This is a genomic window from Pseudomonas sp. BBP2017, from assembly GCF_003024385.1.
Classification (GTDB): domain Bacteria; phylum Pseudomonadota; class Gammaproteobacteria; order Pseudomonadales; family Pseudomonadaceae; genus Aquipseudomonas.
Map to the genome: position 1 here is coordinate 453,594 of NZ_PVZN01000001.1, position 24,865 is coordinate 478,458.

21 protein-coding genes and 1 pseudogene are annotated in these 24,865 nt (G+C 56.8%); 14 read left to right on the plus strand and 8 right to left on the minus strand.

What is annotated here, in order from left to right; genetic code table 11:
• Nucleotides 1-46 precede the first annotated feature (46 nt).
• A complete protein-coding gene (pdxB, locus tag C6382_RS02070; protein WP_107022876.1) occupies nt 47-1,189 on the minus strand; it encodes a 4-phosphoerythronate dehydrogenase PdxB in 1,143 nt (380 codons plus the stop codon).
• 143 nt (nt 1,190-1,332) lie between these two features.
• Between pdxB and C6382_RS02075 the strand changes: the two genes are divergently transcribed.
• Nucleotides 1,333-2,739 (plus strand): MATE family efflux transporter, encoded by a 1,407-nt coding sequence (locus C6382_RS02075; protein WP_107022877.1) that lies wholly within the window; start codon nt 1,333-1,335, stop codon nt 2,737-2,739.
• On the opposite strand, the gene tusA is transcribed toward C6382_RS02075, so the two are convergent.
• Together tusA and rlmM are read right to left on the minus strand one after the other, a co-directional pair.
• Nucleotides 2,736-2,978, minus strand: a complete 243-nt coding sequence (tusA, locus tag C6382_RS02080) for a sulfurtransferase TusA (RefSeq protein WP_038608848.1) — start codon at nt 2,976-2,978, stop codon at nt 2,736-2,738. The two genes, C6382_RS02075 and tusA, sit on opposite strands and share 4 nt — an antisense overlap.
• 60 nt (nt 2,979-3,038) lie before the next feature.
• Nucleotides 3,039-4,103, minus strand: coding sequence for a 23S rRNA (cytidine(2498)-2'-O)-methyltransferase RlmM (rlmM, locus tag C6382_RS02085; protein ID WP_107022878.1), 1,065 nt, complete (start codon nt 4,101-4,103; stop codon nt 3,039-3,041).
• Nucleotides 4,104-4,356: 253 nt separating this feature from the next.
• Here rlmM and acnA point away from each other — a divergent pair, with 253 nt between their 5' ends.
• The 3 genes from acnA (at nt 4,357) to C6382_RS02100 (ending at nt 9,687) form a co-directional block, all read left to right on the plus strand.
• On the plus strand, nt 4,357-7,098 hold the full coding sequence (gene acnA, locus C6382_RS02090; RefSeq protein ID WP_107022879.1) for an aconitate hydratase AcnA: 2,742 nt from the start codon (nt 4,357-4,359) through the stop codon (nt 7,096-7,098).
• 153 nt (nt 7,099-7,251) lie between these two features.
• The gene (locus C6382_RS02095; protein WP_107022880.1) at nt 7,252-8,028 is read left to right on the plus strand and encodes a CPBP family intramembrane glutamic endopeptidase; all 777 of its coding nucleotides are present in this window, start codon (nt 7,252-7,254) and stop codon (nt 8,026-8,028) included.
• 93 nt (nt 8,029-8,121) lie between these two features.
• A complete protein-coding gene (locus C6382_RS02100) occupies nt 8,122-9,687 on the plus strand; it encodes a PAS domain-containing methyl-accepting chemotaxis protein (RefSeq protein WP_107022881.1) in 1,566 nt (521 codons plus the stop codon).
• A gap of 40 nt (nt 9,688-9,727) precedes the next feature.
• Here the strand turns inward: C6382_RS02100 and C6382_RS02105 are convergent, their stop codons facing one another.
• From C6382_RS02105 to C6382_RS02120, 4 genes are all read right to left on the minus strand, one after another.
• On the minus strand, nt 9,728-10,615 hold the full coding sequence (locus C6382_RS02105; protein ID WP_107022882.1) for a pseudouridine synthase: 888 nt from the start codon (nt 10,613-10,615) through the stop codon (nt 9,728-9,730).
• 50 nt (nt 10,616-10,665) lie between these two features.
• Nucleotides 10,666-10,977: a transcriptional regulator gene (locus tag C6382_RS02110; protein WP_107022883.1), complete on the minus strand. Its 312-nt coding sequence runs from the start codon at nt 10,975-10,977 to the stop codon at nt 10,666-10,668.
• 88 nt (nt 10,978-11,065) lie between these two features.
• Nucleotides 11,066-11,497 carry a D-Ala-D-Ala carboxypeptidase family metallohydrolase gene (locus C6382_RS02115; RefSeq protein ID WP_107022884.1) on the minus strand — a complete coding sequence of 144 codons (432 nt, stop codon included), beginning with the start codon at nt 11,495-11,497 and terminating at the stop codon, nt 11,066-11,068.
• 95 nt (nt 11,498-11,592) lie between these two features.
• Nucleotides 11,593-11,829 (minus strand): glutaredoxin family protein, encoded by a 237-nt coding sequence (locus tag C6382_RS02120; RefSeq protein ID WP_107022885.1) that lies wholly within the window; start codon nt 11,827-11,829, stop codon nt 11,593-11,595.
• Nucleotides 11,830-12,006: 177 nt separating this feature from the next.
• On the opposite strand from C6382_RS02120, the gene C6382_RS02125 reads away from it, so the two are divergent.
• Nucleotides 12,007-13,965: a monovalent cation:proton antiporter family protein gene (locus C6382_RS02125; protein WP_107022886.1), complete on the plus strand. Its 1,959-nt coding sequence runs from the start codon at nt 12,007-12,009 to the stop codon at nt 13,963-13,965.
• Here the strand turns inward: C6382_RS02125 and C6382_RS02130 are convergent, their stop codons facing one another.
• Nucleotides 13,966-15,174: an ammonium transporter gene (locus C6382_RS02130; protein WP_107022887.1), complete on the minus strand. Its 1,209-nt coding sequence runs from the start codon at nt 15,172-15,174 to the stop codon at nt 13,966-13,968.
• Nucleotides 15,175-15,470: 296 nt separating this feature from the next.
• Between C6382_RS02130 and C6382_RS02135 the strand changes: the two genes are divergently transcribed.
• The 9 genes and pseudogenes from C6382_RS02135 (at nt 15,471) to C6382_RS02175 (ending at nt 24,771) form a co-directional block, all read left to right on the plus strand.
• The gene (locus tag C6382_RS02135) at nt 15,471-15,785 is read left to right on the plus strand and encodes a YqjD family protein (RefSeq protein WP_107022888.1); all 315 of its coding nucleotides are present in this window, start codon (nt 15,471-15,473) and stop codon (nt 15,783-15,785) included.
• Nucleotides 15,786-15,793: 8 nt separating this feature from the next.
• Complete coding sequence (locus C6382_RS02140) at nt 15,794-16,171, plus strand: phage holin family protein (RefSeq protein WP_107022889.1); 378 nt, start codon at nt 15,794-15,796, stop codon at nt 16,169-16,171.
• Nucleotides 16,168-16,500 (plus strand): hypothetical protein, encoded by a 333-nt coding sequence (locus tag C6382_RS02145; protein WP_107022890.1) that lies wholly within the window; start codon nt 16,168-16,170, stop codon nt 16,498-16,500. The genes C6382_RS02140 and C6382_RS02145 overlap by 4 nt, the downstream gene beginning before the upstream one ends.
• Before the next feature lie 87 nt (nt 16,501-16,587).
• On the plus strand, nt 16,588-17,919 hold the full coding sequence (locus C6382_RS02150) for a deoxyguanosinetriphosphate triphosphohydrolase (protein WP_107022891.1): 1,332 nt from the start codon (nt 16,588-16,590) through the stop codon (nt 17,917-17,919).
• 308 nt (nt 17,920-18,227) lie between these two features.
• Nucleotides 18,228-18,380 (plus strand): annotated as a pseudogene (locus C6382_RS02155) (response regulator); the annotation flags it as partial.
• Between the two features lie 142 nt (nt 18,381-18,522).
• Nucleotides 18,523-20,595, plus strand: coding sequence for a hypothetical protein (locus tag C6382_RS02160; RefSeq protein ID WP_107022892.1), 2,073 nt, complete (start codon nt 18,523-18,525; stop codon nt 20,593-20,595).
• Nucleotides 20,596-20,622: 27 nt separating this feature from the next.
• Nucleotides 20,623-22,773, plus strand: a complete 2,151-nt coding sequence (locus C6382_RS02165; RefSeq protein ID WP_107022893.1) for a hypothetical protein — start codon at nt 20,623-20,625, stop codon at nt 22,771-22,773.
• Nucleotides 22,751-23,290, plus strand: a complete 540-nt coding sequence (locus C6382_RS02170) for a hypothetical protein (RefSeq protein ID WP_107022894.1) — start codon at nt 22,751-22,753, stop codon at nt 23,288-23,290. Before C6382_RS02165 ends, C6382_RS02170 begins: the two co-directional genes overlap by 23 nt.
• Entirely contained in the window at nt 23,290-24,771 is a 1,482-nt protein-coding gene (locus tag C6382_RS02175; RefSeq protein ID WP_107022895.1) for a site-specific integrase, read from the plus strand. Before C6382_RS02170 ends, C6382_RS02175 begins: the two co-directional genes overlap by 1 nt.
• The last annotated feature ends 94 nt before the right edge of the window (nt 24,772-24,865 follow it).

The following is a 24,865-nucleotide window of genomic DNA, read 5'->3' on the forward strand; positions in this document are numbered from 1 at the left end:
GAATTTTTCAACCCGGCATAAGCGCCGGGTTTTTATTGCCTGTGTTTTACACCAGCACCCCACCCAGGGCCCGGACCATCTGTGCCAGGTTTGGTGCCTCTCCGTGCAGACGTACCATCAGCCCCTCAATCTCGCGACGTGGCGGATAGTGCTTGCGCAAGGCATCGAACGCGGCCTTCTGCTCAAGCACATCACTGCTCAGACTGCGACGGAAATCGGCATCATCCCGGCGCGGGTCATACACCGCCCGGCACAGGGTAGCCAAGGCCCAAGCCGGGTCGGTTTCAGCTTGCAGGCCGATCTCGGCCAGCCAAGGCTGGGGCAACAGATCCGCCAGTTGCACCGACGCAGGCTCACCACGCCAGGCACAGAAGGCCTGGTAAATCTGTGCCGTGCCGCGCTGCTTGCCATCCAGGCTGTAGCCAGCGATATGCGGGGTGGCCAGCACGCAGAGGTCGGCAAGCTCCAGGTCGACCTGCGGCTCACCCTCCCAGACATCCAGCACTGCCAGCACATCTTCACGCTCCAGCAACAGCTCACGCAGTGCGGTGTTGTCGATCACAGGCCCCCGGCTGGCGTTGATCAGCCAGGTCCCCGGGCGCAGCGCCGTCAATTGCTCGTGATCCAGCAAGTGCCAGGTGGCGTGTTCGCCCTGGCGGGTCAATGGGGTGTGCAGACTGATCACATCGCACTCGGCAAGAACCCCCTCCAGGCTGACATAGTCGCCGCCCTCCCGGGCCTGGCGCGGCGGATCACACACCAGGACTTTCCAGCCCAGCCCGCGCAACACCTCAACCAGCCGCCCGCCGACCTCACCTGCGCCAACCACACCATAGGTGCGGCCAAGCAAGTCGGCACCATCGAGTTCCGCCAGAGTCAGCAAGCTGCCCAGCACGTAGTCGACTACCCCACGTGCATTGCAGCCCGGTGCACTCGACCACTGGATACCGGCTTGGGCGAAGTAATCCAGCGCCAGGTGGTCGGTGCCAATGGTGCAAGTACCGACGAAACGCACCTTGCTGCCTTCAAGCAGCGCCTGGTCGACACGGGTCACCGAGCGCACCAGGAGGACATCGGCATCCTTCACACAGGCGGCGTCAATGGCGCGTCCTGGATAGCGGCGGATTTCGCCAAAACCTGCAAAGAAGGCATCGAGCAGTGGAATATTCTCGTCGGCAACAATCAGCATGGCGCTCTCCTATCGGGATGCGCAGTGTAGGCCCATGCAGGGGCGCTAATCCAGCCGCAGACAAAAGCGCCGGGTGGATTTCCTGACCAATGCGTCAAAGCGTAGACTAGTAGGCTTTGCGCACCTTTTTGGACACCTGTCTTGTGACACTTCAGACCTGTAACACCCTTTCCCCTCCCCTGTCCCGCTCCGCTCGCGTGCGGACCGAACTGCGCAGCCTGTTGCTGCTGGCCACACCGATCATCATTGCCCAGCTGGCCACCACCGCCATGGGCTTCGTCGATGCGGTAATGGCCGGTCGGGTCAGCCCGCGCGACTTGGCGGCGGTGGCATTGGGTAACTCGATCTGGATTCCGGTGTTCCTGCTGATGACCGGCATCCTGCTGGCCACCACACCGAAGGTGGCGCAACGCTTTGGCGCTGGCCAGCATGACGAAATCGGGCCATTGGTGCGCCAGGCCTTGTGGCTGGCAGTCGCTGTCAGCCTGATCGCCAGTGGCTTGCTGATCAGCGCCGAACCGATCCTGCAGGTGATGAATGTCGATCCGCAACTGGTCGAGCCGAGCATGGGCTATCTGCAAGGTATTGCCTTCGGCTTCCCCGGCATTGCCCTCTACTACGTGCTGCGCTGCTACAGCGACGGCCTTGGCCGCACCCGCCCGAGCATGGTCATTGGCTGCCTGGGCCTGCTGCTGAATATCCCGCTGAACTACATCCTGATCTACGGCCACTTCGGCCTGCCCGCCTTGGGGGGCGTTGGCTGCGGCTGGGCCAGCGGTATCGTCATGTGGTTCATGGCCCTGAGCATGGCCGCCTGGACCCGCTGGGCTCCGACCTACCAGAGCAGCCGGGTGCTGGTACGTTTTGAGCGCCCACAATGGGTGGTGATCAAACGCCTGATGGGTGTTGGCCTGCCAATCGGCATCGCAGTGTTCGCCGAATCGAGCATCTTCGCGGTGATCGCCCTGCTGATCGGTAGCCTCGGTGCGACCGTGGTGGCCGGCCACCAGATCGCCCTGAACATCAGTTCGCTGCTGTTCATGATTCCGTATTCACTGGGGATGGCGGTGACGGTACGGGTGGGCCAGGCAATCGGTGCCGGCGAGCCGCGCCAGGCGCGCTTTGCCGCGCTGGTGGGGTTGGCCGCCGCCCTGGTGTTCGCCTGTTTCTCGGCGGGCCTGATCCTGCTGATGCGCGAGCCGATCGCCTCGATCTACACCCCGGACACGGCGGTTATCCAGATTGCCGCGATGCTGATCGTGTATGCCGCGCTGTACCAGTTCTCCGACGCTATCCAGGTGATCGCGGCGGGCGCCCTGCGTGGCTACCAGGACACCCGGGTGACCATGATCCTGACCCTGTTCGCCTACTGGGGCATCGGCTTGCCGGTGGGTTACGTACTGGGTCTGACCGACTACTTCGGCCCTGCCAGTGGCCCCAACGGCTTGTGGGAAGGCTTGATCGCCGGCTTGACCTGCGCGGCCTTGATGCTGTCGATTCGCCTGGCGCGCAGCAGTGGCAAACACATTCGCCGGGCGCAGCGCACTTAGTCGAGCTTCTTGCGGATCCAGTACAGGTAGGTGCCGGCGTCTTCCTGTTGCTGGACCAGTTCATGGCCGAGGAACACGCAGAACTTGGGGATATCGCGACGGGTCGACGGATCGGTGGCGATCACCTTGAGCAGGCCGCCGGCCGCCAGGTCGCGCACGTGCTGGTGCAACATCATCACCGGCTCCGGGCAGTTGAGGCCGGTGGCGTCAAGGATCGCATCTGGGGTGAAATCAGTCATGTAGAACTCCGGGAACAATCAGCTATTGTCGCTCAACCAGGCCTTGGGGTCATCCCGCTCCTACCGCGGTTTCAGGTCCAGGCGGCGCAGGTGGCAGGTCACCTCTTCGCGGTCGTGATACAGCTGCTTGCAGCCAATCGAGACCTTGACCTTGCGCGCCTTGAATCCCTCTTCAATCCGCTCCAGCAAGCGGCGCACTTCGGCATAACGCTGCTTCATCGGCAGCTTGAGGTTGACCACCGCCTCCCGGCACAAGCCCTCGCCCAACCAGGTTTCCAGCAGCGCCGCGCTGCGCGCAGGCTTCTCGACGATATCGCAAACCATCCAGTCCACCATCTGCCTGGGCTTGTAGGTAAAGCCATCTGCCATCAGGTGCTGGACCAGGCCGGTGTCCATCAGGCTCTCGGCCATTGGGCCGTTATCGATGGCGGTAACCAGCATGCCGCGTTTGACCAGCTGGTAGGTCCAGCCACCCGGCGCCGCGCCCAGATCAACGCCAGTCATGTCATCGGACAGCCGTGCATCCCACTGCTCGCGGGGAATAAAATGATGCCAGGCTTCCTCCAGCTTGAGGGTCGAGCGGCTCGGCGCTTCACGTGGAAACTTCAGGCGCGGGATCCCCATCGGCCACATCGCCGAATTGTCCGCTGCGGCAACACCGACAAATACCCGTCGGCCACTGACAAAGGTCAGCAGCAGCCGCGGTTTGCTTAGGTCTTCCACCAGGCGCCCAGCCTTGGTCAACGCCTTGCGCAGCGGCACCTCGAACTTGCGGCAGAAGGTCGACAGCTCCTTGCCATCATTGGTGTCCATCACCTCCAGCCACACACTGCCAAACACCGGATAATCACCCAGGGACTCGAGCAGCACACTGATACGGTCGGTTTCCGGCAGTTCGATGAAACTACCGCGCGCCCACTGGCGGGGAAAAATCAGTTGCGCAAAGCGCAGTTCGCGCATCAGGCGTTCGGCGCCTTCGCCATCGTTGCAGATGAACTCGGCACAGGCGCTCTGCGGCTTGGCCTTGGCGTAGCCGGCGACGTCCAGCCGGGCGGCATGCTCGGCGATTTCGGCACAGACTTCACTCTCGAAGCCGGGCCGGCAATGCATAAACAGGGTATTCATCTTCACTCCAGGACGGCTGGCGGCCAATGGCCCCAACCCTGACCGGGCGCAATACACTGCGCCGGCAAATGCGCGAATGATAAAGCAAGTTCGGAACCGGCGACATGCCCCGCCGGTCCAGTACTTGGTCAGGTGCGCCAAACAGGTCTAACCTGACCGCTCAGCCAGGTCCGTGCCGTGCGGACCGTCACAGAGGCGGTGAACCGGCGACAGCAAGGAAGATCGCCGAACACCTACGCAGAAGGAGTTGGCAATGCCCTCGCTCGATAGCCTGAAAACCCTCAAGACCCTGACAGTCGCTAACTGTGTCTATCACTACTTCAGCCTGACCGAAGCTGCCAAGCGCCTCGGCGATCTGCAGCGCCTGCCCATGTCGCTGAAAGTGCTGCTGGAAAACCTGCTGCGCTGGGAAGACGCCAAGACCGTCACCCGCGCCGACCTTGGCGCCCTGGCCGACTGGCTCAAAGAGCGCCGCTCCGATCGCGAAATCCAGTACCGCCCGGCCCGGGTGTTGATGCAGGATTTCACCGGGGTTCCCGCCGTTGTCGACCTGGCGGCCATGCGCGCCGCCATGGCCAAGGCCGGCGGTGACCCGCAGCGGATCAATCCGCTGTCGCCGGTAGATCTGGTCATAGACCACTCGGTGATGGTCGACCGCTACGCCAGCCAACAAGCCTTCGCGCAGAACGTCGACATCGAAATGCAGCGCAACGGTGAACGCTATGCCTTCCTGCGCTGGGGCCAGAATGCCTTCGATAACTTCAGCGTGGTGCCACCAGGCACCGGCATCTGCCACCAGGTCAACCTGGAGTACCTGGGGCGTACCGTGTGGACCCGTGAAGAAGACGGTCGCACCTACGCCTTCCCCGACACCCTGGTCGGCACTGACTCGCACACCACCATGATCAACGGACTCGGCGTGCTTGGCTGGGGCGTCGGCGGCATCGAAGCCGAGGCAGCCATGCTCGGCCAACCGGTGTCGATGCTGATTCCGGAAGTGATCGGCTTCAAGCTGACCGGCAGGCTGCGCGAAGGCATCACCGCCACCGACCTGGTGCTGACTGTCACGCAGATGCTGCGCAAGAAAGGCGTAGTCGGCAAATTCGTCGAATTCTACGGTGACGGCCTGGCTGACCTGGCGCTGGCCGACCGCGCCACCATCGCCAACATGGCCCCGGAATACGGTGCCACCTGTGGCTTTTTCCCAGTCGATCAGGTGACCCTGGATTACCTGCGCCTGTCCGGCCGCCCCGAGGACACGGTGAAACTGGTCGAAGCCTACTGCAAGGAACAGGGCCTGTGGCGTTTGCCTGGCCAGGAGCCGGTATTCACCGACACCCTGGCCCTGGACATGCATGAAGTCGAAGCCAGCCTGGCCGGCCCCAAGCGGCCACAAGACCGGGTCGCCCTGTCGCAGGTCAGCCAGGCTTTCGACAGTTTCCTTGGTTTGCAGCTGCGCACCTCGAACAAGGACGTCGGCCGCCTGGAAAGTGAAGGCAGCGGTGGCGTCGCCGTGGGCAATACCGACCAGGCCGGTGAAGTCAGCTATGAACATGAAGGTCAGCGCCACCTGCTGCGCGACGGCGCCGTGGTAATTGCTGCGATTACTTCCTGCACCAACACCTCCAACCCCAGCGTGATGATGGCCGCCGGCCTGGTAGCGAAAAAAGCCGTCGAGAAAGGCCTGAAACGCAAACCCTGGGTCAAGAGTTCACTGGCCCCCGGCTCCAAGGTGGTGACCGACTACTACAAGGCGGCTGGCCTGACGCCCTATCTGAATGAACTGGGCTTCGACCTGGTCGGCTACGGCTGCACCACCTGCATCGGTAACTCCGGGCCGCTGGACGACGCCATCGAGAAAGCCATCACCGGCGCCGACCTCACCGTTGCCTCAGTGCTGTCGGGCAACCGCAACTTCGAAGGCCGAGTGCACCCGCTGGTGAAAACCAACTGGCTGGCATCTCCACCGTTGGTGGTGGCCTATGCCCTGGCCGGGAGCGTGCGCCTGGACTTGAGCTGCGAAGCACTGGGTACCGGCAAGGATGGCCAGCCGGTGTACCTGCGTGACATCTGGCCGAGCCAGCAGGAAATCGCCGCGGCGGTCGCCAGTGTCGATACGGCGATGTTCCACAAGGAATACGCCGAAGTCTTCGCCGGAGACGCCCAATGGCAGGCGATTGAAGTACCGCAGGCGGCTACCTACGTCTGGCAGGATGACTCCACCTATATCCAGCACCCACCATTCTTCGAGGACATCACCGGCCCCTTGCCAGTGATCGAGGATATTCGCGGCGCGCGGATACTGGCTCTGCTCGGCGACTCGGTGACCACTGACCACATCTCCCCGGCCGGCAACATCAAGGTCGACAGCCCGGCCGGCCACTACCTGCGCGATAAAGGCGTAGAGCCGCGCGACTTCAACTCCTACGGTTCGCGCCGCGGCAACCATGAAGTGATGATGCGCGGCACCTTCGCCAACATCCGCATCCGCAACGAAATGCTTGGTGGCGAAGAAGGTGGCAACACCCTGTATGTGCCGACCGGCGAGAAGATGGCGATCTACGATGCGGCCATGCGTTACCGGGCCGAAGGCACCCCACTGGTAGTAATCGCCGGTCAGGAGTACGGCACTGGCTCCAGCCGCGACTGGGCGGCCAAAGGCACCAACCTGTTGGGGATCAAAGCGGTGCTGGCGGAAAGCTTTGAGCGTATTCACCGCTCCAACCTGGTGGGCATGGGTGTATTGCCACTGCAATTCATTGCCGGACAAACCCGCAAGAGCCTGGGCCTCGATGGCAGCGAGCGTATCGATATCCTCGGTTTGAGCAACGCGCGGATCCAGCCGCACATGAACCTGAGCCTGCAAATCACCCGTCAGGATGGCCGTCAGGAGCAGATCGAAGTGCTGTGCCGGATTGATACGCTCAACGAGGTTGAATACTTCAAATCGGGCGGCATCCTGCACTATGTACTGCGGCAATTGATCGCAGCGTGAAGCACGGGTCCGGCCCTTTGTGGCCGGGCCTTTGCCGACTTGCTCCGCTCGCGGTGAGCACCCGTTGCAGGCGGTGATAGCGCAGGCATGCGTGTCCTGGGCGACACCTGGGGAGTCGTATAGCTCACGCTTTCACCGAACAATGGAATCTGCATGCCTGTTTCCCAATGGATCGGACTGGCCCTGTTGGGCCTTGGTTACGTCTTTTCCCTCGTCAATGGCAACCTGGGCCTGCACGCATTGCCCAGCCTGATTGCCCTGCTGTGCGCCGGATTGCTGGTTTACCGGCCGGGGCGCTGGCAGCAATTGTCTGGCCATGCCCTGTTCGTGCTATTGGCCATAGGCTTGGCGTTGCACTGGCTGCCGGGGTTCCACGGTGCCAAGGTCATCGACAAGGTGGTGTTGAGCGAAGGCGCCGTGCCCTTTTCCATGTACCTGAACCTGGACAAGCCATTGATCGGCTTCTGGTTATTGCTGGCCTGTCCCTGGGTACTGACGATGGGTGGCAAGCGCCTGCTGCCGAGCCTGGCCACAACGTTGCCGGCGGTGATTGCCGCCTGCCTGGGCGGTGCCTGGCTGCTGGGTATGATTGCCTGGGCGCCGAAATGGCCGGAGCACGCCTGGCTCTGGGTGCTGAACAACCTGTTGCTGGTCAGCCTGACCGAAGAGCTGCTGTTTCGTGGCTACCTCCAGGGCGGCCTCCAACGTTTACTCAAGAATCAGCACCTGGCCCTGCTCCTGGCCGCCGGCCTGTTCGGCCTCGCGCACCTGGGCGCTGGCTGGCAGTGGGTACTGCTCGCCTCCCTGGCCGGCATTGGTTATGGTCTGGCTTACCGCTACGGCGGCTTGATCGCCGCAGTACTCTGCCATTTCGGCCTGAACCTGGCACACTTCGCCGGTTTTACCTATCCGATGCTGATACCTTCGTGAACACGCGGTCACTTGCTGACTTTTGCAAAATATCATTCAACAAACCCCCCACGCTGCCGATAACCCTCGAAAGCCTTGTGGATTGAACAGCTAATGCGTAATAACCAGCCAATAACTCAGCGCGAACGGACTTTCCCTGCTCAACAACGCTTGATCTCAACCACCGATACCAAGGGTGTCATCACCTATTGCAACGACGCCTTCGTCGAGATCAGTGGTTTTTCCCGCGAAGAGCTGACGCGCGCGCCGCACAACCTGGTGCGCCACCCCGATGTCCCGCCTGCGGTGTTCGCGCACATGTGGGCCACGCTCAAGCAAGGCTTGCCATGGATGGGCATCGTCAAGAACCGCTGCAAGAGCGGTGACCACTACTGGGTCAACGCCTACGTCACCCCGGTCTTCGAAAATAACCAAGTGGTTGGCTTTGAGTCGGTACGGGTCAAGCCGACTGCCGAGCAGGTCCGCAGGGCCGAGGCTTTGTACCTGCGCATCAACCAGGGCCGTACGGCGATCCCGCGTCGCGACAAGTGGTTGCCCGTGATGCAAGACTGGTTGCCGTTCATTCTGGTCAGTCAGGTCGGTTTCCTGATCGGTAACTGGCTTGGCCACTCCTGGGGCTTCGCCTTGGCCGCCGCCCTGTCGGTGCCACTCGGCCTGCTGGGCTTGAGCTGGCAGCAACGCGGCCTCAAGCGTCTGCTACGCCTGGCCGAGCAGTCCACCTCCGATCCGTTGATCGCGCAAATGTACACCGACAGCCGCGGTGTCCAGGCGCGCCTGGAAATGGCCATGCTCAGTCAGGATGCGCGGATGAAGACCTGCCTGACCCGCCTGCAGGACACGGCAGAGCATCTCAACGAACAGGCCCAACAGTCCGACAGCCTGGCCCACAACAGTTCTTCGGGCCTGGAGCGGCAACGGGTCGAGACCGAACAGGTCGCTGCCGCAGTCAACCAGATGGCCGCCACCACCCAGGAAGTGGCCAACCACGTGCAGCGCACCGCCGACGCTACCCAAGAGGCCAATCGCCTGACTGGCCGTGGCCGTGACATCGCCGGTGAAACCCGCGAAGCCATCCAGCGCCTGTCGGCGGCGGTCGGCGAAACCGGCCTGACCGTCACCCAGCTGGCGCGCGACAGCGATGAAATTGGCGGCGTGGTCGATGTGATCAAAGGCATTGCCGACCAGACCAACCTGTTGGCGCTCAACGCCGCCATTGAAGCTGCGCGAGCCGGCGAAATGGGTCGCGGCTTTGCCGTGGTGGCCGATGAAGTTCGCCAACTGGCCCAGCGCACCAGCGAATCGACCGGCCAGATCCACAGCCTGATCGCCAAGCTGCAGCAAACCGCCAGCAATGCCGTGCAAACCATGGAGTCGGGGCACCGTCAGGCCGAAGAAGGTGTGGCGCGAGTTATGGAAGCCGACCAGGCGCTGGTCGGTATCAGCGAAGCGGTGGCTAACATTACCGACATGACCACCCAGATCGCGGCTGCCACCGAAGAGCAGACGGCTGTGGCCGACGAGATCAGCCGCAATATCAGCACCATCGCCGAACTGGCTGACCAGACGTCAGAGCAGGCCCAGCATTCGGCCCTGCTCAGTGAAGAGCTGACTCGCACGGCGACCACTCAGTACTCGCTGGTCGAGCGCTTCAACCGTTGAAAAGACGGCGCATCCGCTTGCGGATGCGCCGTTTCCCGCCTTACCAGTCGAGCGTCAGCCGGCTTTCGAAATACCGCGACTCACCGCTCAGCGGATCCTTGAAACGCAAACTCTGCGCCAGCAACTTCAGCGGCTTGCTGTAGTCATCCTGATCCTGAACCACGTGCGGATAAAACGGATCGTTGCAGATGCTCGCACCGAGCGCCGTCATATGCACACGTAACTGGTGCGTTTTGCCCGTGATGGGTGACAATCCATAGCGCCACAGTTCGCCATTTTTCTCCAGCACTTGGGCCAAGGTTTCGCTGTTGCTCTGCCCTTCGACTTCCTGCATGCGGAAAAACGGCTCGCCATTGACCATACGACTCTTGTGCGTCAACGGAAACTCAAGCAGCGGCAGGGCCCGGGCAATGGCCTGGTAGTGCTTGTCAATCTGGCGGTTGGGGAACAGCGATTGATAGGCCGAGCGGCTCTGCGGATTGGCGGAAAACAACACCAGCCCGGCAGTGTGACGATCGATACGATGCAAAGGCACCAGGTTCGGATTGCCCAGACGACGAATCAACCGACGCAGCAACGTGTGTTCGACATACTCGCCAGTTGGCGTGACCGGTAGAAAGTGCGGTTTGTCTGCTACTACCAGGTGCTCGTCAACATGCAGAATCTGCTCTTCGAAGGGGATCGGCTTCTCGTTGGGCACTTCCCGAAAATAATGAATGCGCAGTCCCGGTTTGTAAGCCAGTGCCACATTGATCGGTTCACCCTGAGCATCCAGTACCCTCCCTCGGGTGATCCGGTCAAGCCACTGCTCGCGCCCGATGGCCTTGAAATGTTCGCTCAGGCAGTCGAGCACGGTCACCCAGTTGCCGGGCGGCAGGCACACGGTGCTGGCTTGATGCTGGGCCGGATCGAAAGGGGCAATGGCCATGGGAACGCTCGTGACAGATAGACCACGCATTATCCCGCAAGCCTGGCGCCTCAGCCAGTCCGGCTTGCAACAGCCTCGGTGTACTCCTTGAGCCAGCGCAACACCTCAACCGCCTCCCAGCGACCCGGGTCGTACAGCGCATACAACAATCCCTGATAGCCGACCACATCCAGCGCACGGTGATAACCGGCACGCTGGAACAATGCTTCGATTTCGGCGAAACAGGTGTTGAAGTGCAGCTTGTTGAAAGGCGTCTTGCCCTCCAGCACCAGGCCATCGAGGCGCAACTCGAGCACCGCCTCGCTGACCATGGCGGTGGGCATACGATTGACGGTGTATTTCAGTTGTTCGACATTGACCATGGTTTGGATCCTCGAGGCAAACGCCACCCCAATACTGTATTTATATACAGCATATTCAGAGTTGTCGGACGCGTCAATCAGACAGCACTCAGACCAACCCGGGAAGGTAGCCCGTGCCCCTGCGAATGGTCAGCAATTGCCGACGCTCAGGCGTCAGGGAGAGCCCCACATGCACCCATTGGTCGAACTCGAGAATCAGTTGATCGAACATCAACGGACTGTCTGCCACAACGCGCGCCAACAACTCAGGTGTCAACCCTGGCACATTGATGTCCGCTGCCAGACCGTCGGTATGAGCGCTCTGAAGCGAACCGCCAATGACCTCGTTCAATTGAATGCAGCGATAACCGCTGCTGACCAGCACCGGTTTATCGACCAACTGGCGTATCTGTTCCAGTAAAGCGCAGAGCCGGCGAAGGTTGACGAGCGTTTGGGCATCCGGGGTGTTGTCGATACCCAAACGCGCGGCGCTCTCCGATACCGTCATTTCAGCCAGCGTGAAGTGTTCGCTCAGGTACATGGTCCGCTCCTTGGTATGCGTAAAAACACCCAGGGATTGTCCACACCCGCGCCCTGCCTTGCACGGCAGGAAATTTCTCCGCCAAAGCGGTTATTTCAACGCAGGAAGGCCACCACTTGCTCGGCATCGAACGGCCAGTTCAGCTCGGCACCTGTATCGCATCGACGCAGCACCGGAATCAATAGTCCATAACGAGCCAGTTGCGACTCGTCATCGGCAATATCCACCAGTTCAACCAGCAGGCCATGCTCGACAAAAGGCATCAACAAGGCTTCGGCCACTTCACACAGGTGGCAACCCAGGGTGCCGAACAATTGGCATTCAGGAAGCATTTATGGGTACCGACAAAAGAAAGAAGGGATCATTATTCTAGGTCTGCCGCCGGGGGCCGTCGAGCGCAAGGCTCCGGCACCTGCTCCGTGACGGACGACTGATCCTGATCAGCGTCCGACCAGCAGCTATGGTTCATGCTTAATGGTTTTTTGCAGCTTTCCTACATGGAGCTTGTTGTGTTTGCCAACCTGTTAATCATTCTGGCCTCATCGCTGGTCGTCATTGCCTGCTTCAGGCGCCTGAAGCTGCCACCTGTCCTGGGCTATTTGTGTGTTGGCCTGTTTGTCGGCCCCACGGCCCTGAATTGGGTCAACGAAAGCGAAGCGTTGCCGGACCTTGCGGAAATGGGCGTGGTGTTCCTGCTGTTCTCACTGGGCCTTGAATTTTCCCTTTCGAAGATGCTCGCCTTGCGCAAAGTGGTGTTTGGCCTGGGTAGCCTACAGGTGATCTGCTCAGCGGCTCTCCTCGCAGGACTTCTGGTGCTGCTCGACATGCCAGCCAATGCAGCGCTGCTGCTGGGTGCCGGGCTGGCGCTGTCATCCACGGCAATCGTCAGCAAGGAACTGACGAGCCTTGGGGAGATTTTCAGCAGTCACGGGCAAAACGCCATTGGCGTGCTGCTGTTCCAGGATGTGGTGGCCGTGTTGCTGTTGACCTTGGTCCCAGTGTTCGCCGGCGAAGGTGGCCAAGCCTGGTATTGGGCCTTGCCATTGACCCTGGGTAAAACCGTCCTGCTATTTGTTGGCTTGCTGCTGGCCAGCCGTTGGTTGCTGCCGCGCCTGTTCCATGAAGTTGCCAGCTCGCATTCGGCGGAGTTGTTCGTACTGCTGGCACTGGTGATTGTGTTGCTCACTGCCTGGCTGACTCACCTGCTTGGCCTGTCGCCGGCGTTGGGCGCATTCCTGGCCGGCATGCTGCTGGGTGAGAGTAACTATCGTCATCAGATCGAAGCGGACATCCGCCCGTTCCGCGATATTCTTCTGGGGCTGTTTTTTGTCAGCATCGGCATGCTCATCGATCTGCAGCTCTTTGCCACCCATGGTCTGGAAATTCTCGCCCTGACCCTAGGCCTGCTGCTGGTCAAAGGCTGCATGGTCGCCGCACTGGTTCGGGTGCATGGCAGCGATGCCGAAACTGCCTGGCGCAGCGGCCTGGCCTTGGCTCAGGGTGGCGAGTTCTGTTTCGCCCTGATGGCACAGATGCAGCAAACCCATTTGCTGCCTGAAGCCCTTGGCAATCTGTTGCTGGCCGCGACCTTCTGTTCGATGCTGGTCACCCCGCTGCTACTGCGTGCCGCCCCCAGCATTGCCGCCCACCTGCACCGCAAGCCCAACGAGGAAGTCCAGCTGGAGGCAATCGAGGCGCAAAGCGCCTCAATGAGCGGTCATGTGTTGATCTGCGGCTATGGCCGGGTTGGACAATCGATCGGGCGCTTCCTGCGCCGGGAAAACATCCCCTTCATTGCCCTGGATGACGACCCGGTAAGGGTTCAGGAAGCTGCGGCTGGCGAAAGCTGCGTGCACTACGGCGACTCGCGGCGCGGCGAATTGCTCAGCGCCATCGGCCTTGAGCGTGCACGCCTGCTGGTGATTGCGGTGGATAAAACCGACATCGCAATGAGCGTGCTCAAAGCGGCTCGGGAACGTCACACCCAAGTGCAGATTCTGGTGCGCACCCGTGATGACAGCCAGCATGAAGAGCTGCGTACGGCAGGTGCGACCGCCGTTGTACCTGAACTGCTCGAATCGAGTCTGATGCTCGCTTCCCATGCACTGGTCATGCTTGGCCTGCCAATTGACCACGTACAAGCACGCATCGACGAAGTGCGCCAGACACGCTACCGCATGCTACAGGCGTTCTATCAAGGCGCCCAGACCAGCCCGGTCGACAGCGAAGGCCAGCCCAAAGCGATGATGCACGCAGTCAACCTTGACGCCGAGGCCTATGCCTGCGGACGCCCTCTGACCGAACTGGACCTGGAGCAGTTCGGTGTCGAACTGCAGGCCGTACAACGCAATGGCGAAGAGCTGGCAATGAGCGCCGACACTTGCCTGCATGCTGGCGACGCAGTGCTGCTCAGCGGCCCGTTACCCGCCCTGGCAGCCTGTGAGGCACGCCTGGTCGCCGGGCGCTGATCAATCCTGGCTGGTGGCGCCGATCTTGTGGATCGACAGGTCGGCGCCGTAATACTCCTGCTCCTGGTTCAAGCGCAGACCGAGCAACATCTTGATCACGCCATACACGGCAAAGCCGCCCACTAGCGCTACCAGCACCCCGACCAGACTGCCGATCAATTGGCTGATCAGGCTGACGCCACCCAGGCCACCGAGCGCTGTCTGACCGAAAATCCCGCAGGCGATGCCACCCCACACACCGCACAAACCGTGCAGCGGCCAGACGCCCAGCACATCGTCGATTTTCCAGGTGTTCTGCGCTGCAATAAAACACCACACAAACAAAGCCCCGGCAATCGCTCCAGTGGCTAACGCCCCGACCGGATGCATCAGGTCCGAGCCTGCACACACTGCCACCAATCCAGCCAACGGACCGTTGTGCAAAAAACCCGGGTCATTGCGCCCGACCAGCAAAGCCGCCACCGTGCCACCGACCATAGCCATCAGCGAGTTGACCGCGACCAGACCGCTGACCCCCTGCAGGGTCTGGGCACTCATGACATTGAAGCCGAACCAGCCGACGATCAGAATCCACGAACCCAGCGCCAGAAAGGGAATGTTCGAAGGGGCGAACGCCACCAGCTTGCCATCGCGGTAACGCCCGTTGCGCGGGCCGAGCAGCAGCACTGCCGCCAAAGCCAGCCAACCGCCCATGGCATGTACCACCACGGAGCCGGCAAAGTCATGGAAGCTGGCGCCAAACTGTGCCTGCAACCAGGCCTGCAAGCCCAGATTGCCATTCCAGACGATGCCTTCGAAGAAGGGATAGACAAAAGCGACAATCAGCGCCGTAGCGCACATCTGCGGAGCAAAGCGGGCCCGTTCAGCGATACCGCCGGAAATGATTGCCGGAATCGCTGCGGCAAAGGTCAGCAAGAAAAAGAACTTCACCAGACTGTAACCATGCTCATGACTGAGCACCGCCGCAGGCTGCAGAAAATTCACGCCATAGGAAATCCAGTAGCCGACGAAGAAGTACGCCAGGGTTGATACAGCAAAATCACTGAGAATCTTCGACAGCGCGTTAACCTGGTTCTTATGGCGCACGGTACCCACTTCGAGGAAGGCAAACCCGGCGTGCATAGCCAGCACCATAACAGCGCCCAGCAGAATGAAGAGTGTGTTGGAGCCGTGGATCAGACTGTCCACCGCACTTTGCAGGTTTTCCATGGAATCGGCAGGCCTTTCGAAAGCGCCAAGACAGCGCGGAGTGACTCCTTTTTGCACCAGCCTGGATCATGCGAACGCCACCTCCCTGGCCGATCCTGCTGATATCTGGAGTTTTTCCTTGGGTTTGTCGTGGATTGGGTTAAGGTTTACAGGACCGGTTGCCCTCGGTGCGCGAACTTGGCGCAGGCACCGGACCTGAGCGCACCCTGGAACAGCAAAACCTGTACCAGCATTTTCACTGAACCTTCGCCAGCGCTCGCGACTCGAAATAGCCACACACTCTTAGGGAGAGCCCCATGACCAGCAAATCGGCAAAGACTGCTCAAGACATATTGATGGCTGATTTTCAGGCGTTGGTCCGTGACACCGAGAAATTGCTGGAACACACCGCCAACCTGGCCGGGGATCAGGCCGACGAATTACGCGCTCAGATCCACGAGAGACTGACACGTGCCCGGGAAACCCTGCAGCTGACCCAAGAATCCGTCCGCGAGCACGGCCAGGCAGCCCTGAGTGCGACTGAAGACTATGTACAGAGCAACCCCTGGCAATCGATCGGCATCGCCGCCGGGGTCGGTTTTCTGATTGGTCTGCTGGCCAATCGGCGCTGAGGTCGGCTATGGAAAGCGAATCCAACGGCACTAGCACTGCGTCGGGCAAACGCTTGGGCGCAGCCGTACTCGGCCTGTTGCACGGCCATGTCGAGCTGTTCGGCATAGAACTGCAGGAGCAGAAAGCGCGCACGCTGGACCTGTTGCTGTTTGCTGGCCTGGCACTGGTGTTTGCCCTGCTATTGCTGGTTGCGCTCTCGGCCCTGGTACTGGTGCTGCTCTGGGACAGTTACCGCTTGTCCGGCATCGTCGGCCTGTGTGTGTTCCATGGCTTGGCGGCGCTGTTCTGCGCCCTGCGCCTGAGAGCGGCGGTGCACGATGAATCGTCACCCTTCAGCTCGACCCTCGAAGAACTTGCCAAGGACCGGGAGCGCCTGTTGCCATGAGCCTGCCTGAGCTACCGAAAACCACCAACCGGCGTGAGCTGCGCAAGGCGCTGGTACGCCTGCGCCTGGAGATGCACCGCCAGGAAATCCGTCATGAGTCCGGGCAGTTGCTCTCCCCCCTGACCCGTCTGCGCGCCATGGGCGACAGCCTGCAGGGTGGACTGGGCATCAAGCATGCACCATTGTGGGGGATCGCTGCGGTGGTGGTGCTGGGATTCCTGACCGGCAAGGGTGCCAAAAGCGGTAGCCTGAGCTGGATGATTCGCCTGGGCAGCAGCCTGCTGCCGTTGCTCAAGCTGGTCATGCCGGGCGCTGCCAGCAAACGCTGAGTATCGGACCCGCTCCCACAGATAGACTTGCAGGTACCGCACCGACACGGGAAGCTAGGCGCCTGCCCCTGTTTTGGAGAACCGGCCTTGGACTGGCACACCCTGCTCACCCGCGAACGTCTCGGCAAGACCCTGCACAGCCCTGAAGAGCTGGGCCGCAGCCCCTTCCACAAGGACCATGACCGGATCATTTTCTCCGGTGCCTTCCGCCGCTTGGGACGCAAGACTCAAGTGCACCCGGTATCCAGCAACGATCATATCCACACACGCCTGACCCATTCGCTGGAAGTCAGCTGCGTCGGCCGCTCACTGGGCATGCGTGTCGGTGAAACGCTGCGTCGCCAGTTGCCTGAATGGTGCGAGCCAAGCGATCTTGGCATGGTCGTGCAATCAGCCTGCCTTGCTCACGACATCGGCAACCCGCCCTTTGGCCACTCCGGTGAAGATGCCATTCGCCACTGGTTCCAGCAGGCAGCCGGGCGCGGCTGGCTCGATGCAATGAGCGACGCCGAGCGTGCCGACTTTCTCAATTTCGAAGGCAATGCCCAGGGCTTCCGGGTCCTGACCCAACTGGAGTATCACCAGTTCGACGGCGGCACCCGCCTGACCTACGCAACTCTCGGCACATACCTGAAATACCCCTGGACCGCCCGCCACGCCGACGCGCTGGGCTACAAGAAGCACAAGTTCGGCTGCTATCAGAGCGAACTGCCATTACTGGAGCAGATTGCCGGCAAACTCGGCCTGCCGCAGATTGAAGATCAACGCTGGGCCCGACACCCCTTGGTGTACCTGATGGAAGCCGCCGACGACATCTGCTACGCCCTGATCGACCTCGAAGACGGCCTGGAAATGGAGCTGCTCGACTATCCAGAAGTGGAATCGCTGCTGTTGAATCTGGTAGGTGACGATCTGCCGGAAACCTACCGTCAGCTGGGCCCAGGTGATTCACGTCGGCGCAAGCTGGCGATTCTGCGCGGCAAGGCCATCGAGCACCTGACCAATGCCGCCGCCCGCGCATTTGTCGAACAACAGGATGCCTTGCTGTCGGGCCGCTTGCATGGCGACCTGGTCGAGCACATGCACGGCCCAGCCAAACGCTGCGTCCTGCAGGCCAAGGACATGGCACGCCAGAAGATCTTCCAGGACAAGCGCAAAACACTGCATGAAATCGGCGCCTACACCACCCTCGAAATACTGCTCAACTCTTTCTGCGGCGCGGCACTTGAACAACATGGTGGCCGCACGCCGTCGTTCAAGAGCCGACGCACCCTCGACCTGCTCGGCAATAGTGCCCCAAACCCCGATGCACCACTGTATACATCGTTCCTGCGCATGATCGACTTCATTGCCGGGATGACAGACAGCTATGCCAGTGAAATGGCACGGGAAATGACGGGGCGTTCAAGCCCGGTGTAACTGCATTACGCGTCAGCCTGGTGTGAGGAGCAGTGTCGGACTCACACCAGGCTACCTGTTAATACATATCACTGCAGGACCAGGACTACATAATACAAAGCACATTAAACAAACCAAATAAACAGAAACATAAAGTTACCAACCACCACTCTCTCGGCAATAACGTGAAACAACACTTGTAGTCCATGCCTGTATTTAGAGTCGGACAATTCCTATATAGCACTTAACTCCCTTTCTGTTCGTGTGTGCCCTGTTCCATCTGCGTTAAGGTGCCAGCTTAATCGACACCTTTCCTGGATAATTTCACCATGCAATCTGTATTTATCATCGACGATCACCCAGTCATTCGCCTGGCTGTGCGCATGCTCCTGGAGAATGAAGGCTATTGCGTGGCTGGAGAGTCGGACAACGGCGTGGACGCCATGCAGATGGTCCGCGAATGCCTACCCGACCTGGTCATCAAGGTTTTCTAGACAGAACAAACAGAAAAATACATTTCTCACTATTTTTCAGTTACTTATGATGCAGATTGACACCGTAATTTGACACCTAACATCGAACGGCTAGGCTTCCTTTCAGATCCTCGAAAACAGGAATGCTGCCGTGCTGACATGCCAGATCACCGACAACACCCTGATTTTTGAGTGGCCAGAAAATGCTGCAGTCAAAGGTACGCAAACCCATAGATGCAAGCGAGGCAAACACCACACTCTTAAACAATCTAAAATACTGGTGCAATGCGTAATAAACGTTTGTTCCAGATTATCACCAAGCAGCTATAACGCGGTATTCAAAGGCTTGGACGTCATCATTGCCACGCTTACAACTGATGTCTGGCCGACTCACAACGATACATACCAGTGGCAGAACATCGTTGTAACCATGTTTGAAAAGACTTTAAAAAGGAGCCTCCCACTTGAGACAAAGATCACATACTGGTACCAAGCCCAGCGGATATTAAAAGAACTCTCCCGCGCGGGGGCAATCCCACCTTCAGTAACTATCCCGCATACAAAAAACAACATACGACTTGGCGAAAACGCGACACCACCCATTGGCTATAATGGCAAAAAAATTAAAGCAGCCAAACTACCAGAAGACATACTTCCAAAAAAATTCATTATAGAACGAGACCTGCACAAGCCAGACGACATCTACCTTTCAGAGTTCAAGAGCGAACTGGAAAGCAGCATTAACATAGTTTCAGATTCACTCAATAACTATTGGGAGGAAATGTTAAAAACCCACGCCATCGGCAAATCACTAATAGATAGCCTTCCAATTCAAGAACGAGAAATCGTACCTAGGAATAACGGACTTGACGACAACGGAGTGCATGTCTGCTCGCCCTCTAACACAGCAGCACTACCGTGGCTTTTATTTTTGATAAAAAATATGTTTGAGTCTGGTCAAATCAGCGAGCTCTCTGTTCGAGAACTACATAGAAAAAAAATCGGCGTTTCGAAAAAAAGGATAACAGCGCTATTCCAACAAGCAAAAAAAATCTGCCCCACGAAATATCTTAATAGAAGTGTAGCCAGCGAGCATGTTAGCCGACTTATAGGCACCCTAAGCGCTCTCGACTGCAATGCAGCAATAGCAATACTTGTAATAAACAACCCTTCCTTTACCCCCGAAGCCATCTCCAAAGCCGATTTATATATGGAAAATGGTGATTGCTATTTACAATTAGACACTGATAACGGACATGCCAGATTTTCCATATCTAAGCCAAGGGCACTTAGCCGAAAAGTCTCTTACCTAAACAAAATCAGCCGAACGGTTGTATCAACAATTGTCGACTGCACCTTCAGCTTTAGATGCTTCTTCAAGGAGCGCGGGGACAGAAACTGGAGACGACTTTTCTTATATATGGGCTCAAGAGGCCCAGCAACCAACCCCAAAAAAAATAGCAACAACAGTATAAAAAAAGGCAGCCTAAGAAGTAGGCTATCTGTCGATTTGGCTAACCATAAAACCTCAATAGATTTGTCGCCTAGAGCTCTTCGCGCAACACAAGGAATAATCGCATTTCTAAGGACGGGCAGCCTTGCGGTGGCTGCGATGGTACTGGGAAATACTATTGATGTCACTGAAACAAACTATGTACCTCGATGGCTGGTGAAAAGATTTGCAAACCGCACGCACAGGATCCTGACTCAGAAGTTGATTGTGGTTGCGACCCATGGGTATCCATGGGCTTTAGACGCAAGCGACTTCCTTACTTCTGATTACCTGCATCTTTTCATTGTTCGAATTCTCGAAGAGGCCACAGGGAATGATCCATTTGCAGTAATTGCTCGCAGACGACTGTCGGCCAATGCTCACACGACTACAAGCATCCCTCCAAAAACAGGGGATCTCTACTTACGAATTCATTCCTCTATCCTGGCAGCCCTCTACTCGTATGATAAAAAAGTTTCCGATATGCCCCAAGAAGAGCAGTTTCGGATTCATCCCACAACAAACCTAAGTCACCAATCCGTATGCAGCATAGCCAAGTTATTTAAATCAATTGCCGAGATCGATATCGACACTGCAAGCGAAGCCGATTTCCAAGTGGCGCTCATCTTAGGTGGTGATTGTCTGGATGAAATGAAAGCCGCACATCAGCAAGCACTATTAGAGGTACCGTATTACGACTCTGTTTTCATCAACGCGCAACACCCAAAGTAACTCTCTGATGCGAGGGGGAAAATCCAGATGCCGAGAAGAAAGTCAGTACAAATTTCAGATGAAGATCAAGTAGAGCAGCTCATAGAAAGGGCTCGCAAACTCTTACCCCAAAGGAAGCTCAGCTATGAAGCAGACTGGTTGATTTCAGGCAAGATCGGCAGTGAGCAGTGGATCGTAGTTGATGACTACGATAAACAGACAACGTTCGAGATCAGGTTTGATGCCAGGTTGCCTGACGGTAGTCTGCTCACCGAGCCGAAAAATATTCGATTACTAGCTCCAATTCAGAAAGTGGCGTTTCATTTGAGAATGGGAAATCTAGAACACTTCTATGTGGGGCATAGGCATTGGATGCGGATCATCGCCACCCCTATAAACCTGGCAAGATGGCTTGTTCTCAATGCAGAAGTATTTCAGCCTCAACGCTACGGTTTTCGCTTACTGACGGACGATCATATGAGGGCTTACCTTAAAGAATACTCTCACGGCGGGCTAGCCAACACGTTAAAGTTGGGGGAAAGGTTTTTGACTTTACTGCATGAGCAGACCAAAACCAGCTTATCCATTCACGAAATTTTTGAGAAAAGACTTTGCTTAGACGAAGGTTTCATTATCGAATCGGCCCGATGGCTTAATACTCAAGACGCGTACGTCAACTGCAAGGACTCTAAAGAACAAAAAGTATCTCGCAAGTACCTTGAGCGAATCCTGGGGTGCTCAGCATTTCTCTTCGAAAAATATCCGAGCATTGCCAATATCATTAATCAGTTCAACTTACGTCGTGCCTGTTCGCCAACCGACATGATTGAATTAACTCCTTTGGAGGATAGACGCATCACAAAGGAATCCAACATTGTACGAAAAACGATGCGTGCCCAGATAAAAGAAATCAAAATCTTTGTATCTGCCCATAACCATTTGTCTGATGAAATTCCATTCCTATCAACATCGGTATTTAGAGAGAAATATGATGACAATCTTGCAATGGACGGACATACACACCTTATCCCACTTGAGGTTGGCCTCGACGCCATCAACAATGCGGCTGAGATGATTGTCGTTTACGGTAAACAGATAGTCGAAGCAGCTTCATTCTTCGCTGGCGAGTATACACATCTGAGAAGCTCCACAACACAAAGTAGATGTACCACTATCATCAATCGACTAGCACACCGCAAAAGGAATGACTGGCACTCTGAGCCCAAGTACGGAAATGTCCCTCTTTTTGAAAGGTACAACGTAACCACCTTCAGTTCCCAATCACGCACACTTAGCATCGAAGCCGGAATTACATTTAAAACACTTCAGCAAGCGTTTTACGGCGCATGTGCACTTTTGATCGGTATGTGCAAGCCTATCCGTGATGGTGAGCTACATAAATTGGAGCTTAACTGCTTAGATCTGGAGTTTGAGGGGGGTGGTGCAGTACTAAGCTTTGCATTAGAAAAGAGCGGCGTACTCGGCGAAAACCAGAATATACAGCGCCCCATCCCTTCAGTTGTCGCCAGAGCTATTCAACTCTTACAGGTTTTGTCAGCAAAGCTCCGGCACATATATGATGACCAATCAGGCCCTGTCGCCGCCCTTCTCTTCTACATCCCTTCGTTTACTGTCTTAAGGCCAACAGGTAAGGCATTGTCGGAGTCACTTAATCATTGCATTGATAAATTTTGCTTAGTATTCGACCCTCCCCGAGACCCACTGGGAAACCCTTGGACAATTCGTGTCCATCAGATGAGAAAATTCTTTCTCCTGGTAATGTACAAGCATCACAATAGTGACTTACGCCGCACCTTGGGTTATGCAGCAGGTCACATCGACGAAAATCAAATTGATGAATATACCGCCTTCTCACATGACGACCCTGAATGCGTAAAATACGAAAGTGAGTGCATAAGTGATCTTCTGGTATCGCTGGAGCAAGGTCAAGTCACCCCCGACGGCCATGATGGTCTACAGGCTCTATACAGCCACGTATGCAACCATTTCAACGTCACCAAAGTGCAAAGCCTGAGCCACGCTAATTTCATACGCTTCCTCAATATGCTACAGCGCAATGGCAAGTACAAGAGCACAGTGTACACTGTAGAGATCAAAGGCTCTGATGGCACATTGACAACCATAGAATTCGCCATCAAATTCGAAGGATTGCAAGATGACCAATTCGACCGAGGATAACATTGAGGCACGACTCGACTGGCTCAACCGCATCATTTCGCATGAAATTACGCCCAATGATGCTGAAGTCGAATCATTGTCTGATCTTCGTACATTCCTAGCATTCGCCATCAAAGGGTGTTTCACTCAAAAGGCATACAACACCATCAAGGCGTACACCGTAAAGCACCGGAGCATTGCCACGCCGCATCACTATCCAAACACTTGGGAATACCTCAAAGAGTTGAGAACGCTAGCGCACCATGAAACTGCAGCTAAAGCACGGCTTGTCGAGGGAGAAAAAAATTTAAAGGATTTGGAAAACCGAGCCTTATTGGAGGCTCATTTATGCGGAATGGCTTACATAGAAGCATATGAATTTCTTCGCACCCTACTCAAAGAGCCATCACTATCCGACCTCCTCGAAGCAAAGATAGAAAACTTCATATCGATTACTAACGTGAAATACTCTCACATCACCTCACATGCGTCCCGAGAGGGCGGAGCCCTCCAGGTCATTCAGGGAGGTAAACCTTAATGGCGCAGCTTTATAGGTTATTAAGCGACATCAAACTCCCGACTGGCGCTTCGCCCACGATGCGTACTAAACAGCACATCGTTACATACTCAAAATTTAAATCCCTGCCGTTGATGTTCTGGCCTAATGGCACACCGTGCCATCTGGTGAATCTTTGGCTTATGGAAATTGCGCTAAGCAGCTCCGGCAAGGAGTCAGCAAAAACCGATGCAACATTAATCACTCACTTAATACGTTTTTGTTTTACTCGTGACATATCATTCTATGATCTCAGCGATGCATACTTCAAACTATTTTCGCGAGAGCTTGCTAACGAAACGAAACCTGGAGTCACCCAGGCCACTCGCCTTGCTCGACTTTCAAATCAAACTTATTCTATTCAGCAAATCAGCTTGAACTTTCTTTTTTGGCTACAACAGAATCATCCACCCCACAATCACCTGCCTTTGATTGGTGTAGAGATTGATAAGCCTCGCGTAGTCATTGAGTTTAGATACTCTCCGCACAGCAACCGCAAATACCTTTGGCATCCAGAGCTCGTGACTAAGGCACCACCTTTAAACGATAAGTTCCCAATGCCAGAGAAATACATCGCGAAGCTAAGAACCGCAGTTTATCAACGTCACCACAAGCTAATTAAACGCACACCGAGGCCTAATGGGTCATTCAACCATCATACGGTGGCGACTTTGAAGTACCTTTATAGTCGCCGCATGTTTACAATTAACATGATGACTAATTTCGGATTGCGCCCTGAAGAACTGGAGGAAATGCCACTTGATGAAAACTTAAACATCATTAACACCCTTGCCGTTGTTTTACCAACAAAAAAGATCCGACACCAGAGCATCAGCCGTCGTTTAACAGTTACAATGGGGCTCGCGGTAACACTGCAAGCTTACTTCGATGACCGTGACGAATTCATAAAGTATCTAATCACCCACAAAAAGCTATCAACATCACCCAAAAACATACTTCTCGGCAAGGACGGTGCTCCTCTAATCAAAGCTTCCTTGACAAAAGAGTTTGACAGGCTGTGCCTGGACGCAGGACTGGACGACAGAAAGGTCTGCCTCTCAATGTTTCGTCATAGATTTATAAGCCGGGAGGTTAAGGCCGAGCTCCTTCTCCGCTTCCGAAATAACCCCGAGCTTTTGGCCGAGCTCACGCCGGCACTAAGGGAAAATGTCGCCCGAGCGGTGATGCCTAAGACTGGTCATCGTAGGCCCGAATCGATATGGCACTACGTCGATGAGCAGTACAAACTTCTGGCCACTCCGGATTCGCACGAAGCACTTCAGTCAATCAAGGATGACTTGGAGCACACCAAGAATGCACTGGAAGACCTTACATTCCGCCAACACTTCAACACTAAGGATCAGACGACTAGCCACCTTGAGGGCATGCGTCAAATGATCCGTGATATAGAAGAGCGTCTTTATGCTGCTGAAAAGCCAAGAGGTAGGGATGATACCCCGTGAAACCATCCTCACCGCCAGGCTGCCGGTGGAATAGGTCTTCGGCGAAAGCGGAAGCTTGCAGCCGATCCGACAAACGTCGACCAAAGTCTCAAGT